This is a genomic window from Haloferax volcanii DS2 (assembly GCF_000025685.1).
Taxonomy (GTDB): Archaea; Halobacteriota; Halobacteria; order Halobacteriales; family Haloferacaceae; genus Haloferax; species Haloferax volcanii.
Map to the genome: position 1 here is coordinate 2,312,143 of NC_013967.1, position 14,836 is coordinate 2,326,978.

At 66.3% G+C, this 14,836-nt stretch carries 14 protein-coding genes and 1 pseudogene; 8 read left to right on the forward strand and 7 right to left on the reverse strand.

Features of this window, described 5'->3' with window-relative positions:
* The first annotated feature begins 1 nt into the window (after position 1).
* The 3 genes and pseudogenes from HVO_RS16465 (at position 2) to HVO_RS16480 (ending at position 3,558) form a co-directional block, all read left to right on the forward strand.
* Positions 2-1,192, forward strand: coding sequence for an ABC transporter ATP-binding protein (locus HVO_RS16465; protein WP_004042340.1), 1,191 nt, complete (start codon positions 2-4; stop codon positions 1,190-1,192).
* A pseudogene (locus tag HVO_RS16470) lies at positions 1,185-2,512 on the forward strand (ABC transporter ATP-binding protein). Before HVO_RS16465 ends, HVO_RS16470 begins: the two are co-directional and overlap by 8 nt.
* Before the next feature lie 110 nt (positions 2,513-2,622).
* Positions 2,623-3,558, forward strand: a complete 936-nt coding sequence (locus HVO_RS16480) for a DMT family transporter (RefSeq protein ID WP_004042345.1) — start codon at positions 2,623-2,625, stop codon at positions 3,556-3,558.
* Positions 3,559-3,570: 12 nt separating this feature from the next.
* Here HVO_RS16480 and HVO_RS16485 read toward each other — a convergent pair whose 3' ends face one another.
* Positions 3,571-3,870: a hypothetical protein gene (locus HVO_RS16485; protein ID WP_004042347.1), complete on the reverse strand. Its 300-nt coding sequence runs from the start codon at positions 3,868-3,870 to the stop codon at positions 3,571-3,573.
* 346 nt (positions 3,871-4,216) lie between these two features.
* Between HVO_RS16485 and HVO_RS16490 the strand changes: the two genes are divergently transcribed.
* From HVO_RS16490 to HVO_RS16505, 4 genes are all read left to right on the forward strand, one after another.
* A complete protein-coding gene (locus HVO_RS16490; protein ID WP_004042348.1) occupies positions 4,217-4,483 on the forward strand; it encodes a hypothetical protein in 267 nt (88 codons plus the stop codon).
* 188 nt (positions 4,484-4,671) lie between these two features.
* Positions 4,672-5,655, forward strand: a complete 984-nt coding sequence (locus HVO_RS16495) for an aldo/keto reductase (protein ID WP_004042350.1) — start codon at positions 4,672-4,674, stop codon at positions 5,653-5,655.
* Between the two features lie 60 nt (positions 5,656-5,715).
* A complete protein-coding gene (locus HVO_RS16500) occupies positions 5,716-6,276 on the forward strand; it encodes a DUF1684 domain-containing protein (RefSeq protein ID WP_004042352.1) in 561 nt (186 codons plus the stop codon).
* Positions 6,277-6,329: 53 nt separating this feature from the next.
* Positions 6,330-6,518 (forward strand): hypothetical protein, encoded by a 189-nt coding sequence (locus HVO_RS16505; RefSeq protein WP_004042355.1) that lies wholly within the window; start codon positions 6,330-6,332, stop codon positions 6,516-6,518.
* Between the two features lie 178 nt (positions 6,519-6,696).
* Here HVO_RS16505 and HVO_RS16510 read toward each other — a convergent pair whose 3' ends face one another.
* The 3 genes from HVO_RS16510 to HVO_RS16520 all read right to left on the reverse strand — a co-directional run bounded on the left by HVO_RS16510 (position 6,697) and on the right by HVO_RS16520 (position 11,148).
* Positions 6,697-7,164: a type IV pilin gene (locus HVO_RS16510; RefSeq protein ID WP_004042357.1), complete on the reverse strand. Its 468-nt coding sequence runs from the start codon at positions 7,162-7,164 to the stop codon at positions 6,697-6,699.
* Positions 7,165-7,593, reverse strand: a complete 429-nt coding sequence (locus HVO_RS16515) for a type IV pilin (RefSeq protein WP_004042359.1) — start codon at positions 7,591-7,593, stop codon at positions 7,165-7,167.
* Positions 7,594-8,046: 453 nt separating this feature from the next.
* Complete coding sequence (locus tag HVO_RS16520; protein ID WP_004042360.1) at positions 8,047-11,148, reverse strand: adenosylcobalamin-dependent ribonucleoside-diphosphate reductase; 3,102 nt, start codon at positions 11,146-11,148, stop codon at positions 8,047-8,049.
* A 535-nt stretch (positions 11,149-11,683) separates the two neighbouring features.
* Here HVO_RS16520 and HVO_RS16525 point away from each other — a divergent pair.
* The gene (locus HVO_RS16525; RefSeq protein WP_004042362.1) at positions 11,684-11,896 is read left to right on the forward strand and encodes a hypothetical protein; all 213 of its coding nucleotides are present in this window, start codon (positions 11,684-11,686) and stop codon (positions 11,894-11,896) included.
* A gap of 92 nt (positions 11,897-11,988) precedes the next feature.
* Here HVO_RS16525 and trpG read toward each other — a convergent pair whose 3' ends face one another.
* From trpG to trpF, 3 genes are read right to left on the reverse strand one after another with little or no spacing between them, the layout of a single operon-like run.
* Positions 11,989-12,603 carry an anthranilate synthase component II gene (gene trpG / locus HVO_RS16530; protein ID WP_004042365.1) on the reverse strand — a complete coding sequence of 205 codons (615 nt, stop codon included), beginning with the start codon at positions 12,601-12,603 and terminating at the stop codon, positions 11,989-11,991.
* Positions 12,600-14,174 carry an anthranilate synthase component I gene (trpE, locus tag HVO_RS16535; RefSeq protein WP_004042367.1) on the reverse strand — a complete coding sequence of 525 codons (1,575 nt, stop codon included), beginning with the start codon at positions 14,172-14,174 and terminating at the stop codon, positions 12,600-12,602. Before trpE ends, trpG begins: the two co-directional genes overlap by 4 nt.
* Positions 14,171-14,836 (reverse strand): phosphoribosylanthranilate isomerase, encoded by a 666-nt coding sequence (gene trpF / locus HVO_RS16540; RefSeq protein ID WP_004042369.1) that lies wholly within the window; start codon positions 14,834-14,836, stop codon positions 14,171-14,173. The genes trpE and trpF overlap by 4 nt, the downstream gene beginning before the upstream one ends.

The window sequence follows — 14,836 nt, forward strand, 5'->3', positions numbered from 1 at the left end:
GATGGCCGACACGATTCTCAGCGTCCGCGACCTCTCCACCCGGTTTTTCACCGAGGAGGGGCAGGTCAACGCGGTCGAAAACGTCTCGTTCGACGTCGAAGACGGCGAGATATTCGGCATCGTCGGCGAGTCCGACTCCGGCAAGTCCGTGACCGCGCTGTCGGTCATCGACCTCATCGAGTCACCCGGCCGCGTGACGCAAGGCGAGATATGGTACCGCAACGCCGACCTCGCCGAGGAGTTCCGCGAGTCGAAACCGGACGCCGTCGACGGCGACCTCGTGGACATCCGACGGCTCCCGGAGGGCGTCCGCCGGTCGCTCCGCGGCCCGTCGTTCAGCATGGTGTTTCAGGACCCGATGAGCAGCTTCAACCCCTCGATAACCGTCGGCGAGCAGATAGCCGAGGCGGTCGAGGTCCAGCGCCGCGCCCGGTCGAACCCGCGCAGCACGCGCTCGCGGACGCAGGGCTACGGCCTCGGCTCGCTCCTCGTGGACTCGCTTCTCCCCTCGAAGAGCTACGTCGACGACGAGAGCATGGACCGCGCGGTCGAACTGCTCGACCAAGTCGGCATCCCCGACCCCGAGGACCGCGCCGAGGAGTACCCCCACCAGTTCTCCGGCGGGATGCTCCAGCGCGCGATGATTGCGCAGGCGCTCGCCGGCGAACCGGACGTACTCATCGCCGACGAGCCGACCACCGCGCTCGACGTGACAATTCAGGCGCAGATTCTCAACCTCCTTCGCGACCTGCAGGAACAGGAGGGGATGAGCATCCTGATGATCACCCACGACTTGGGCGTCATCGCCCGGATGTGCGACCGCGTCGGCGTCATGTACGCCGGCGAGGTCGTCGAGCGCGGCCCGCTCGCCGACATCTTCGACGACCCCGTCCACCCGTACACGCAGGGACTGTTGGGGTCGATTCCGGACGTGGACGACCCCTCGGGCCGCCTCGAACCCATCTCGGGCAACGTGCCGAGCCTGCTCGACTCGGAGATGCCCGACGCGTGTTACTTCGCCGACGGGTGTCCCAAAGCCATGACCGACTGCCTGACCCGCATCCCAGAGTACGAACTGGACGGCCGACACAGCGTCCGGTGCGTCCTCGCCGAACAGGAGTACGACCCCGCCGACGCCGTCGATTCGGTCGACGGGGGCGAGGCGGCCGGGGAGGTGAGCGCCGATGACTGAGCCGCTCCTCGCGGTTCGGGACCTCCAGAAGTACTACTTCGAACAGGACTCGTTCGTCGACAGCCTCCTCGGGCGCGACCCGACGAGCGTCAAGGCCGTCGACGGCATCTCCTTCGAGGTCGAACGCGGCGAGACGCTCGGCCTCGTCGGCGAATCCGGCTGTGGGAAGTCCACGACCGGAGAGACGCTGCTCCGACTCCGCGAGGCGACCGGCGGCGCGGTCACGTTCGACGGAAGGAACGTCTTCGAGATGGACGACGACGAACTCAAGGCGTTCCGCCGGGACGCCCAAATCGTCTTCCAGGACCCGTTTTCGAGTCTCGACCCGCGGATGACCGTCGGCGACATCGTCGCCGAACCGCTGAAGATTCACGGGATTCCCGAGTCCGCCGACGGCGAGTCCAAACGCGAGTGGCGGCGCGACAGGGTCACGGACCTGTTAGAGCGGGTCGGCCTCTCCGCGAACCACTTCGACCGCTACCCCCACGAGTTCTCCGGCGGCCAGCGCCAGCGCGTCGGCATGGCTCGCGCGCTCGCGCTCGAACCGGAGTTCATCGTCCTCGACGAACCGGTGTCGGCGCTCGACGTGTCCGTGCAGGCGCAGGTGTTGAACCTGCTCGACGATTTGCAGGAGGAGTTCGGACTGACGTATCTGTTTATCGCGCACGACCTCTCGGTCGTCCGCCACATCTGCGACCGCGTCGCCGTGATGTACCTCGGCAACATCGTCGAACTCGGTCCGACCGACGACCTGTTCGAGTCTCCGAAACACCCCTACACGAAGGCGCTGTTGGAGAGCGTTCCCCGACCCTCAACGGCCGAACACGGCCGACGGGTCGAGGCGCTGCCGGGTGACGTGCTGACGTGCCGTCGCCGCGAAACCCGCCGTCCGGCTGTCGCTTCCGGACTCGGTGTCCGGAGGTCATCCCCCCTGACGACCTCGCCATCGAACAGGGGAGTTACCGCGCCGTGATGGACCTTCGGGACGCTCTCGCGGTCGGTGACGTGAACCAAGACCATATCTGGGACGCTGCCGACCCCGACCGGGAGGACACGGAGGCGTTCATCGACGAGGCGCGCGCGCGACACGTCGACGACGAGGTCGCGAGCGTCGTCGACACGGCGCTCGGCCACCTCGCGGAGGGCGAGGTCGACCGCGCTAGCGAGACGCTTCGGGACCGCTTCGAGAGCCCCTGTGAGACGCGACGCCCCGGCGTCGGTGACGTGCCGCATCCCGCGGCCTGCCACCTCTACGAGGGTTCGGACGAGGTGATAGTCGTCGAGACGAACGCCGGCACGGCCGCCGAGGCCGACGACTGACTCGGGTCCAGCGGGCGACGAGTGCTGGCCTCGGCCGACGCCGCCCTCGCGGCACCGGCGAAACCGCCCCGTAACGAAACGTTCAGGCCCCTACCGGGCGCACCATCGCTGTGACACGGTATCGAAACGTCGGTCTGTTCGTCGTCCTCGCCGCCGTCTGGGGGTCCGCGTTCATGGCGATCAAAGCCGGGCTGGAGTTCTTCCCGCCGGTGCTGTTCGCGGCGCTCCGGTACGACGTGGCGGGGGTCGTGATGCTCGCCTACGCGCTGTACGCCACCGACTCGCCGCTCCCGCGCGGCAGAGCCGAGTGGACCGAAGTCGCCATCGGCGCGGTGTTCCTTATCGCCGCGTACCACGCGCTCCTGTTTATCGGCGAGACCGACCCCACCGTGACGAGCGCCGCTGCCGCCGTCACCGTGAGCCTCAGTCCGGTGCTCACGACCGGATTCGCGCGACTCCTGCTTCCGAGCGAGCGACTCACCCCCCTCGGCGTCGTCGGCCTCCTCCTCGGACTCGTCGGCGTCGCGGTCCTCTCGGAACTCGACCCGAGCAACCTCCTCGCCGGCGGTACGGTCGCGAAACTCCTCATCTTCGGCGCGGCCGCGGCCTTCGCCCTCGGCTCCGTCCTGACACGTCGGGTCGACTCGGAGCTGCCTATCGAGACGATGGAGGCGTGGTCGATGCTCCTCGGCGCGGGTCTGATGCACGTCGCGTCCGTCGGCCTCGGCGAGCGCCCCGGGGCGGTCGTCCTTAACGTCCAGTCGGTCGCGGCGCTCGCGTATCTCTCACTCGCGGCGAGCGCGCTCGGCTTCCTCATCTACTTCGACCTGCTCGCCCGCCTCGGTCCCATCGAAATCAACCTCGTCTCGTACGTCGCCCCCGTCTTCGCGGCGCTCTCCGGCTGGGCGTTCCTGAGCGAGGTTCCGACACCGTCCACGGTCGGCGGGTTCGCCCTCATCTTCCTCGGGTTCGTCCTCCTGAAGCGCGGGGCGATTCGGCGCGAACTCCGCTATCGATTCGGTGACGGTGCCCGCGCGACCGACTGAGTGGGCGCGCGGCTACGCGTCCGTCGCGTCCGTCGCGTCAACCCGCTCGACCGTCTCCACTTCTCCGATCATCGTCCAGCCGTCTTCGCCGGGACGCTGTCGACCGACGACGACCGCGTCGTTGTGCTCCGTCGTCGCGAACCGATAGACTGCGTCGTCGCCGTCGAGTCCGCCTTCGGCCTGAAAGTCGGTCTGGAAGAACTCCGCGCTCTCCAGCGTGAACGTGCCGTCTATCTCCTCGCCGACGACGAGGCGCATAGCGTTCGGGTGGATGTTGTACATGCGCTTTGCGACGCGATTGAGGTCGGGCATACCCCGACAGTTGCGCCCGCGGGCTAAATCCCTGCGGGAGCGACGTCGACCGAACCATCCGTCGGACCGCGGGCGACGTGTCGGGCTCCCGGCCGTATCGAGCGCCGCGTTCGAACCGGAGAAAACCCGCGGAAATTCAGGGTTCGACGACCGTTCAAGAACGTGTGACTATTCCGTGAATAAAAGATTTAGGCGAGGTTATGAAGTATTAGGCGGCCGCTCGTCTATCGATGAAACTTCACATTTACCGGATAGTCGTGGGTAAACGAGTATGAAACGAGTCGAATTCTCGCACCTAATTATGACCCCTCCGCTCCATGTTGTAGTCGTAGGTGCCCCCCAACCAATGTCGAACTCCCCATCCACGGTCCCCCGTGAACGCCTCTCCCAACTCCGCGAGGTCGTAACGGAAGAACGGCCGCTCCGCCTCGGCTTCGAACTCGTCGCCGCACCGCTTCGGTTCGTCGGCTTCTGGGCCGCAGTCGCCCTCCCGTTCCTGTATCTTCCCTTGCTGTTCGGCGGCCTCGAAGCCAGCGATTCCACCGTCTTCGGAGCGCTTCTCGCAGTCAACGCACTCGCGCTCGTCATCGGCCACAACTACGCCCGTTCGTAGACGCGGTCGTACACCGGCGCGGGTCGTGGTTTACGACAACGAACTGCGTTTTCCCTCCATCTCCGCGGCCGTCCTCTCGTTTCCCGTCTCTCGGGCTCTGTGCGGCCATCCGGCCCCTGCCGGATGTCCCTCACGTTCGACCATCGGGAACCGAGTCGCTTTACCGCGGTCCGGTCTTCGGAGTCAGTATGTCGCTTTCGATGGTTCCACTGGGACGGACCGGAACGACGGTCTCCGAGCTCGCGTTCGGGACGTGGCGGTTCGGTCGGCAGAACGACGACGGCGCGGTCGAGGTCGGACGCGACCGCGCCCACGAGCTGCTCGACGCCTACGCCGCCGCCGGCGGGAACTTCATCGACACCGCCGATATGTACGGCGACGGTGCCAGCGAGACGTACATCGGCGAGTGGCTCGGGGAGCGCGACCGCGAGGAGTTCGTCGTCGCGTCCAAGGTTTTCTGGCCCACCCGCGAGGACGCCAACGGCCGCGGGCTCAACCGGAAGCATCTCCGCCGCCAGATAGACCGCATTCTCGACCGGCTCGGCACCGACTACGTCGACCTGCTGTACATCCATCGGTGGGACGACGAGACGCCGGTCGAGGAGTTCATGCGGACGCTCGACGGGTTCGTCCGCGACGGGAAGGTGAACTACCTCGGCACCTCGACGCTCGAACCCAACGCCTGGAAGGTCGTCAAGGCGAACGAACTCGCCGACAAGCGCGGCTACGAGCCGTTCAAAGTCGCCCAGCCGCGGTACAACGCCGTCAACCGCGAGATAGAGGGGAACTACCTCGATATGTGCGCCGACTACGACATCGGCATCGTCCCGTGGTCGCCGCTGGCCGGCGGCTTCCTCACGGGCAAGTACGCCCGCGACGAGCGCCCCCCCGCGGACTCTCGCGCGGCGAACGACCAGCGATTCGCCGACTCGTATCTCACGCCGGCGAACTTCGACGCGCTCGAACAGGTCGAGGAGGTCGCCGAGGCGGTCGGCGCGTCGCCCGCGCAGGTCAGCCTCGCGTGGCTCATGCATCACCCGCAGGTCACCGCGCCGATTGTCGGCGCGCGAACGGTCGACCAGCTCGGCGAGAACGTCGTGGCCGCGGACATCGACCTCACGCCCGACCAGTTCGAACGCATCTCGGTCGCCAAGCGTCACTTGTCCGCGTAACAGCTTCGGAAGCGGCCCCGAACCGTCAGGTGTAGGTGTCGTCGGCGGGTATCGGCGCGCATGACCGACGACGCGTTCGACGCCGACGCCTACGTCTCCGAGCTCCGGGCGAAGCGCGAGGAGAAAGACGACTTCTTCGGGTCGCACCCGCAGTCACCGATTCCGCCGGAGGAACGGGACGACTTCGACGGCCTCGACTACTTCGACCCCGACCCCGACTACCGCGTGACCGCCTCGGTCGAGACGCACGCCGACCCCGAACCGGTGACGATGGACACCTCGACCGACGGCGAGGTCCGGTATCTCCGCGTCGCCACGTTCCACTTCGAACTCCGCGACACCGACCTCACCCTCGGCGCGTACCGTCAGGAACACGACGACTCGCCGACGCTGTTCGTCCCCTTCCGCGACAAGACGACGGGACAGCAGACCTACAACGGCGGTCGGTACATGGAACTCACGCCCGACGCGCCCCTCGACGAGTTGGAGGAGGTCGTCGTCGACTTCAACCTCGCGTACAACCCGTTTTGCGCGTTCACCGAGGCCTTCGAATGTCCGCTTCCGCCCGAGGAGAACTGGCTCGACGTGGTCGTTCCTGCTGGCGAACGGGACTACGAGTAACCCGGCGAATCAAAAGCGCAAGTTCCATATCGGACGCTTCCGGAGAGACCGACATGGGACTGCTCAGTTCGAAGAAAGCCGTCATCGGGATGGTGCTGATGATCGTCGGGACGCTCGCTATGCTGCCGGGAATGCTGCCGAACTCCGCGCAGGTGATGTCCTACGCACTCGTCGTCGGTGCCGGCGCGCTCACCCTCGGAACGTGGATGGTCGGCACGTCCGAGGACGGCCGCCCGGTCTGAGACCGGCGCGTTTCCCCGTTGTAACGGCGAAGAATCGGCTGTTCTCGCGACGACGTAGTTTGTCCGTCTGATCGGGTGTCAGCGACGCGGCCGGACGCGCGCCGCAGGAGTCGAATCAGCCGCGGCTCGGTGGGTCGGCCAGTCGGAAGAAAACGATGCCGCGAAGGCTGTGTCGCGTTCAGGCGTCGGGACCGGACCAGCTCTGGAGGGTGGCGGAGTTACTGCCACTCTCGGAGGTCCAGATGACTCGAACAGTCGCGGTCGAGAGGTCGTCGGCGTTCTGCTCGACAACCGTCGCTTGGCTCCCGGCGGTAATCTCCGAATCCGAGGTTATCGATTCCCAGGTCTCGGTCGTCCCGCTCGCCCCTGCGAGTTGACCCGCGGAGTCGTTCAGGGCAACCGAGGAGGTGATGTTGACCTGCGCGGCGTCGATTGACGTCCCGCTCTCGTGGGTGACCGTGAGGGCGGTGCCGTTGTAGTCGAAACCGAAGCTCGCCTGCGGAGCAGTGTTGCCGACCTGGTCCCCGAGGCCGAGGACGAACGTCCCGATGACGGCCGCGAGGATGACGGTAATCGCGACCATGAGGATGACGCCGATGACCGGCGACACCGCGTCGTCTTCCGCGAGGAGGTGTTTGAAATTCATCTATCCGTTGTAGGTCCACTGCTGGAGCGTAGAGGACGTACTGCCACTCTGCGAGTTCCAGACGACGCGAACGGTATCGCCGTCAGCGAATCCACCGGAGTTGTTTACAACGGCGGACCCACCTGCAGTGATCGGGTCGGAGCCACCGTAACTGGTCCAGTTATTACCGGAATTGGAGAAGTTACCGGTTATCGTGACTTGGTTCGCGGCAATCTGTTCGCCACTCTCGTGGGTGATCGTCAGGTTGTCGGTGCCGTCGTAATCGAAGCTAAAGCTCGCCTGCGGCGACGTTTCGCTGACTTGGTCCCCGAGGCCGAGGACGAACGTCCCGATGACGGCCGCGAGAATCACTGTAATCGCCACCATCAGGATAACCCCGATGACGGGACTGACTGCACGGTCTTCCGTGAAGAGATGTTTGAGTTGCATGCGTTATGTCCGACACCCGGACGGTATCGCTCGCCGAAGACGCCGGTGGCGCGGTCGTCGCTGCGCGACCAGCATCCCTGCCCGGCACCCGTCGCGGTGTGTCCACCCGACTCGTATCCCCGGGATGACTTAAATCTACGTACCAGATTAATGGTCAATTTCGCCCTTGAATTCGGGCATTAATATAGTGTTTATATTGTGTTTAAGTCTATAACCACACCCTTTGAGAGAGAATTTTAAAGAACATCTGACACGTTCTCGGGAGTTTCTTTTCTATCCCGTGTTCGTCGCCGCGCTTACCGGTCGGTCACGACCCCGGCTGTCCCCGTTCACGACCGGGTCGAACACGGCGACGAGAGACGAGATAGTACGAACTCGCGGAGCGGAGACACAAAAGAAAAACGCGGAACGAACGTGACGAGACCGCGACTGCGACGGGGTACTACCTCGCGTTCAGCACTCGGACCAGCCGCAGTTCTGGCAGGTCTTACAGCCTTCGGAGTAGTAGAGGTCCATCTCGCCGCACTCGGGACACTCGGGGCTCTCGCCCGCCGCGAGCAGGTCCGCGACGGCGTCGTTGTCGGACCCGTCGTCGACGGCGACGCCGCCGTCGGTGTCCGCGTTGGCGTCCTCGGCCGCGGCGGCCTCGGCTTCGACCTCGGTCAGGTTCTGCTGTTGCGGGTAGCCCTTGTCGATGTCGCCGTCGAGATACCGCCGCATCGCGGTCCCGATAGCGTCCGGGATGGAGTTAATCTGCTCTCCTTTGTCCCAGGCGACCTTCGGGCTCCGGATACCCTTGAGTTCGTTCGCAATCTCCTCGGGGTCGACGCCCGAGCGGAGCGACGTCGAGACGGTCTTGGCGAGCGCCTCGGTGAAGGAGGCGGTGAAGCCGCCGGAGTTGCCGATGTTGGCGAACAGCTCGAACGGCTCGCCGTGTTCGTCCTCGTTGATGTTGACGTAGAGCTTCCCGTAGCCGGTGTCGATGCGCTGGGTGACGCCGTACAGCACGTCCGGACGGGGGCGCTTCTTGCCCACGTCGCTCGGGGAGTCGGCGAAGGCGAGTTCGAGTTCGCTGCCGATGAGGTCCGAGACCTCCTCGGAGTCGAGGAACGCCTCCACGTTGCCGAACACGTCGCGAATCTGCGAGACGATGGCCTCGGCGGCCTCCTCGTCGTCGGAGAACTCGGTGTTCTTCGCGCGCGTGGTGAGCACCTGCTTCGAGCGGGTACCGTCGCGGTAGACGGTGACGCCCTTGCCGCCGTGGTCGTAGATGTAGCGGTAGACCTCGTCCATGTCCTCTTTCGAGGCGCTGTTCGGGAAGTTACAGGTCTTCGAGATGGCGGAGTCGACGCCGCTCTGGAGGGCGCACTGGACGCCCGCGTGCTCGATACCCGCGAGGTCCGAGGTCACGACGAACAGTTCGGAGATAGCGTCCGGAACCGTCGACAGCGAGGAGAGGCCGTCGAACTGGTTGCTCGCCATCTGCTCTTGTGCCTCCTGCTTTACGGCCTCGACGTCGATGTCGTTGGCCTCCAGCACGCGGAGGAAGTAGTCGTCGAACTCGACGAGCATCTCGTCGCCCTGCACGTCGTCGGAGACGTTCTTGTAGTAGGCGACGTTGTAGATGGGCTCACAGCCGCCGGTGGTGTTCGACACCATCGACGTGGTGCCCGTCGGGGCGATGGTCGTCGTGTTGTGGTTGCGAATCGGGTAGCCGTCTTCCCAGTCGTCGGCGTCCTCGCCGGTGTGGTGTTCGAACCACTCGCGGTACTCGGTCGGGTTCGCGTACTTCGAGTCCTCCCACGCCTCGAACGGGCCGCGTTCTTCGGCGAGTTCGTGGGACGCCCGCTTGGACCCGTGGTTGATGTGGGTCATGAGCTGCTGGGCGATTTCGTTGCCCTCGTCGGAGCCGTAGCGGACGCCGAGCTGGATGTACAGCTGAGCGAGACCCATGATGCCGAGCCCGATTTTGCGGAGTTCGCGGACCTTCTCCTCGATTTTCTCGACCGGGAAGTCCGACATCGTGACGACGTTTTCGAGGAAGCGCGTGCCGCTTTCGATGCGGTGGTTGAACTCCTCCCAGTCGACGGCGTCTTCGAGGAACGCCTCCGTCGCGGCCTCCAGCGAGTCGTACTCGTCGCTGTGGGCGTCGTACCAGACGCGCCAGTCGGGCGAATCCTCCGCGACGAGCGTCGAGAGGTTGATGTGACCGAGGTTACACGCCTCGTACTCCTCCAGCGGCTGTTCGCCGCAGGGGTTGGTGGCGAGAATCTGGTGGTCGGGGTGTTTCTCGACGTCGAAGGAGTGCTCCTTGTTCGCGCGTTCGAGGTAGACGACGCCGGGTTCGCCGTTCTCCCACGCGCCCTCGATAATCTGGTCCCAGAGTTCCTTCGCGGGGACCGAAAGCACCTCGCCGACCTCGACGTACTCGCCGAGACCGAACATGTCGTAGATTTCCTTCGTCTGGGGCGTGGCGACGTGCGGCTCTTCGGTGCGAGGGTTCGTGAAGACGAACTCCTCGTCGTTGTACAGCGCCTTCATGAAGCCGTCGGTGATGCCGACGGAGATGTTGAAGTTCGAGAGGTGGCCCTCGACGGCGTTGCGGAGGTGCTTGGGGACGCGGCCGTCCTCGTCGATGAGTTCGCGCGCCTCGTCGAGCGCGTCGACGAACTTGGTGTGGGTGAAGTCGTCGGGGTCGTTCAGGCGGAGCGTGTGCGCGAGCGACACGTCCTTGTTCTTCGCGTGGAGGAACTGGATGACGTCGGGGTGGCTGACGCGCATGACGCCCATCTGTGCGCCGCGGCGCGCGCCGCCCTGTGCGATGGTCTCGCACATCTGGTCGAACGTCCGCATGAACGTGATGGGGCCGGAGGCGATGCCGCCGGTCGAGCCGACCGCGTCGCCGTAGGGGCGGAGCTTCCAGAAGGCGTAGCCCATGCCGCCGCCGGACTGGAACACCTCGGCGGCCTCCTTGGCCGTCTGGTGTATGTCCGTGATGTCGTCGGCGGGTGAGTCGACGAAACAGGCCGAGAGCTGCTGGAGTTCGTCGCCGGCGTTCATGAGCGTCGGCGAGTTCGGCATGAAGGAGAGCTGTTCCATCAGCTCCTCGAACGTCTCGCGCTTCTCGACGACGACCTCGCGTACCTCCTCGGGGAGCTCGGGGACGAGGGTGTCGTAGGCGAACTTGTTGACGTTGTAGACCGAAAGTGTCGTCTCGGCCTCGTCGTCGTCGGCCGTGACGCCCTTGCCGAAGACCTCCGCGGCGAGTTCGTCGCGGCGCGGGTGATCCGGCTTGATGAGGTCGGGCGTGACCGTGAGTTCGATGTCGCGTTTTTCGGCCTCGAAGACGGCTTCCGCGAGCGCGATGTTCTTCGCGACGCGGGGGAACAGGTCCTCCTGCGTCTCGACGAGGTCGCCGTCGGCGTCCTTGCGGAGGTAGCGGGCGGGGAGAATGTTGTTGTAGGCGTTGCCCGTCATCCGCGCTTCGAGGGTCTCGCCTTCGGTCCGCTTGACCGGCAGCACGAGTTCGTCCGTCGAGAGGTTCGCGTCGCTCATCTTACTGTCCCTCCCGCCCGAGCCGCGTTCGAGCGAGGTCGCGTCGATAGTGTCCGGAAATTCCGCTCATTGGTGACGATATTGGTGTGTGTTGCGTGGTTGGTTAAGGGCTTCGAACTCGGAGGTTCGACCGCCGAACGTATCATAATTAGTTCAATTACGACGACGGCCGACGACCGGGGCCGAACTGCACGGATTCATACGACGGACGGAAACCACATAACCGTAGGTAGAGCGGAGTGGAAGTGAAATTGTGGCGCCAATAATCGCAAGACGTAGCGGTGATATCCAATAGAACGTGAGGGGGGAGCCAAGGCGTCTGAACCCGTCACATGGTGAACTGTCCCGCATCACCGGAGAGGATATAAAGGAATCCCGGACAGTCGACAGCCACACAACTATCAGAATTCGTATGTTCGAATTTCGCAGTCGCTCAGGGGTGCCGAAATCGGTCGTTTCGGCGGGAAAATCACACCGGAACCGCGCGACGAGACCGCCCACAAGCTTATCCGCTCTACGGATGTCATATCGGGGTATGGTACTGACTCCCCTCGCGCTCACCCCGTTACAGCTCGGCGGCCTGCTCTCGGGGCCGCTCGGTCAGATGCTCGTGGTGCTCGCGGCCGTCGCCGTCGTCATCCTCGTCGGCCGGCTGTTCCTCAAAATCGCGTGGCGACTGGTCACTATCGCCGCCATCGTCGTGGGCGCGCTGCTGTTGCTCTCGTTTTTCGGCATCAACGTCCTGTAATCCGAGCGCGCGGCCGTCGCCGCGGCCGACACGGAGTGGTCGCGGGCGCGGCGCACGTCTCGCCCGTCGCGTCTGACCCGACCCGACCCGACTCAGGCCACGTCGAAGCCGGCGACCGCCGTGAGGAAGTTTCTGACGACGCCGTGTCCCGACCCCGTGAGCACGCTCTCGGGGTGGAACTGGACGCACTCGATTGGGTAGTCGCGGTGGCGGACGCCCATCACCAGCGCCTCGCCGTCGTGGTCGGTCGTCGCAGAGACGTCGAAGCAGTCGGGGACGTCCGTGGCGACGAGCGAGTGGTAGCGCCCGGCCGGGAAGCCGTCTTCGAGGCCGGCGAAGACGCCCGCGCCGTCGTGGTCGACGGGGAACGCCTTCCCGTGAATCGGCTCCGGCGCGTGGCCGATGGTGCCGCCGTAGGCGTACACCGCGGCTTCGAGGCCGAGACAGACGCCGAGGGTGGGAATCTCGGTCGACAGCTCCGTGAGAACGTCGTTGGTCACGCCCACGTCGCGGTCGTTTTTCGGGTGGCCAGGCCCCGGCGAGATGACGATAGCGTCGGGGTCGAGGTCGCGTATCTCGTCGAGCGAGGCGGTGTTCTTGCGCACCTCGATGTCGAGCGGTTCGCCCTCGACGGTCTGCTCGGAGAAGTACTCCACGAGGTTGTACGTGAAGGAGTCGAAGTTGTCGACGACGACGAGCCGAATCATTGCGACGCCTCCTCGGTCCCGTACTCGATGCGGCGGACGGCGTCGAGCACCCCGCCCATCTTCTGTTCCGTCTCCTCGTACTCCGCGGTCGGGTCGGAGTCGGCGACGATGCCGGCACCCGCGCGGACGGTGATGGCGTCGTCCGCGCCGCCGGAGTCGACCGTCGCGGTTCGGATGACGATTGCCACGTCGGCGTCGCCGGTCCACGAGTAGTAGCCGACGCCGCCGCCGTAGACGCCACGGGGCTCGGCTTCGAGGTCGTCGATAATCTCCATCGCGCGGACCTTCGGCGCGCCGGTGAGCGTCCCCGCGGGGAACGTCGCTCGCGTGGCGTCGAAGGCGTCGGCGTCGGCGTCGAGCGTCCCCGAGACGGTCGATTCGATGTGCTGGACGTGGCTGTACTTGATGATGCTCATGAAGTCCTCGACGCGGACGCTCCCGGGCGTCGAGACCCGGCGCACGTCGTTGCGGCCGAGGTCGACGAGCATCGTGTGCTCGGCGCGCTCTTTCGCGTCCGCGAGGAGTTCGCCGGCGAGGCGGCGGTCCTCAACCGGGCCGGACCCGCGCTGGCACGTCCCCGCGATGGGGTTGACGACGACGCGGTCGCCCCTGACGGAGACGAGCGTTTCGGGGCTCGCGCCGACGACGCGCCGGTCGCCGTGCCGGAGCAGGAACATGTACGGCGAGGGGTTCACCTCGCGCAGCGAGGCGTACAGACCGACCGGGTCGACCTGCCCGCGGAGCTTCCGGGTGCGCGAGATGACGCCCTGATAGATGTCGCCGTCGCGGACGTGTTCTTTCGTCTTCCTGACCGCGGCCTCGTACTCCTCGCGGGAGCCGGCGTCCTCGCCGGTCCGCTCGAAGCCGCCGGGGGCGGGGTCGTCCGCCGCGCGGAGCTTTTCCGCGACGCGCTCGGCCTCGGCGACGACGCCGTCGTACACCTCGCCGGGGTCGTCGTCGGGCGAGACGACGGGGGTACAGACGAGGCGGACGGCGTCCTCGCGGTGGTCGAACGAGAGGGTCCGGGTCGTGAGGACGAACTCGGCGTCCGGGTCGTCCGTGTCGGGGCGCTCGCGGCCGACCTCGTCGAGCCAGAGGTCGTAGACGGCCTCGTAGGCGAGGAAGCCGACCAGCCCGCCGGTGAGCGTCTGGCGGTCCGTCTCGGGGAAGTTGACGCGCGGGAGGTCGGGGAGCGCGCCGCGCAGGGAATCGAGCACGTCGCCGTCGCCCGCGCCGACGAACTCCGCGGCGGGGCCGCCGAGGTCGGTCACGTCGACGCCGTCGGGACCGACCGTCACGACCGCTTCGGGGTCGTAGCCGACGAACGAGAAGCGCGCGTGGGAGTCGGCGGCCGTCGCGGGCGCGGAGAACGCGCCCTGCGGGTTGCTCGAGGAGACCTTCTCGGCGCTCTCCAGGAGGAAGCCGTAGTCGCTGCGGTCCGCGAGCGTCGTGTACGCGGCCAGCGGGTCCACGGACACGTCGAGGTCGGCCACGAGGTGGGTCACGACCGGTCCGTCCGCGTCGCCGGCGAGGGAGACGAACTCCTCGCGGTCGGTGTCGGGGGCCGTCACGCGACGACCTCCTCGTGGTCGTCGACCGCTCCGCGAGCCGTCTTCGCCGCGGCGACGAACGCGCGGACCGCGTCGTGGTCCTTGACCCCGCCGGAGGCCTCGACGCCGCTCGCGACGTCGACGCCGTAAGGTTCGACGGTTCGAACCGCCTCGACGACGTTGTCTGGCGTCAGGCCGCCCGCGAGAATTACGGGCGCGTCGACCGCCGCGACGAGGTCGCGCGAGGCGTCCCAGTCGTGGGTCTCGCCGGTGCCGCCCGCGCCCGAGTCGGAGGGCGTGTCGACGAGGATAGCGTCGACGACGGGCGCGAGGTCGCGTGCGCGGGCGAGGTCGGTCGCGTCGACGACCGGGACGACGCCGACGCCCGTCGCGCGGAGCGAGTCGAGGTCGTCGGCCGCGAAGTCGCCGTGGAGTTGGAGCACGTCCGGGCCGACCTCGCGGGCGAGGTCTCGGGCGTGGTCGACGGAGTCGGGCATCGTCACGAGGGTGGTCGTGAGGAACGGCGGCGCGGCGGCGAACAGTTCGCGGGCGCGCTCGCGGGGAATCTCGCGGGGCGTGTCCACGGGCACGTCGCAGATGGCACCGACCGCGTCGGCACCGGCCGCGTCGACGGCGGCGAGGTCGGTTTCGTCGGTGACGCCGCACACTTTGACGCGGGTCAT

Coding starts and splice junctions, on each gene's coding strand:
- trpG (WP_004042365.1), bottom strand. CDS start 12,603: ATGATTCGGCTCGTCGTCGTCGACAACTTCGACTCCTTCACGTACAAC.
- HVO_RS16505 (WP_004042355.1), top strand. CDS start 6,330: ATGGGACTGCTCAGTTCGAAGAAAGCCGTCATCGGGATGGTGCTGATG.
- HVO_RS16525 (WP_004042362.1), top strand. CDS start 11,684: ATGGTACTGACTCCCCTCGCGCTCACCCCGTTACAGCTCGGCGGCCTG.
- trpF (WP_004042369.1), bottom strand. CDS start 14,836: ATGACCCGCGTCAAAGTGTGCGGCGTCACCGACGAAACCGACCTCGCC.
- HVO_RS16510 (WP_004042357.1), bottom strand. CDS start 7,164: ATGAATTTCAAACACCTCCTCGCGGAAGACGACGCGGTGTCGCCGGTC.
- HVO_RS16485 (WP_004042347.1), bottom strand. CDS start 3,870: ATGCCCGACCTCAATCGCGTCGCAAAGCGCATGTACAACATCCACCCG.
- HVO_RS16520 (WP_004042360.1), bottom strand. CDS start 11,148: ATGAGCGACGCGAACCTCTCGACGGACGAACTCGTGCTGCCGGTCAAG.
- HVO_RS16465 (WP_004042340.1), top strand. CDS start 2: ATGGCCGACACGATTCTCAGCGTCCGCGACCTCTCCACCCGGTTTTTC.
- HVO_RS16495 (WP_004042350.1), top strand. CDS start 4,672: ATGTCGCTTTCGATGGTTCCACTGGGACGGACCGGAACGACGGTCTCC.
- HVO_RS16490 (WP_004042348.1), top strand. CDS start 4,217: ATGTCGAACTCCCCATCCACGGTCCCCCGTGAACGCCTCTCCCAACTC.
- HVO_RS16500 (WP_004042352.1), top strand. CDS start 5,716: ATGACCGACGACGCGTTCGACGCCGACGCCTACGTCTCCGAGCTCCGG.
- HVO_RS16515 (WP_004042359.1), bottom strand. CDS start 7,593: ATGCAACTCAAACATCTCTTCACGGAAGACCGTGCAGTCAGTCCCGTC.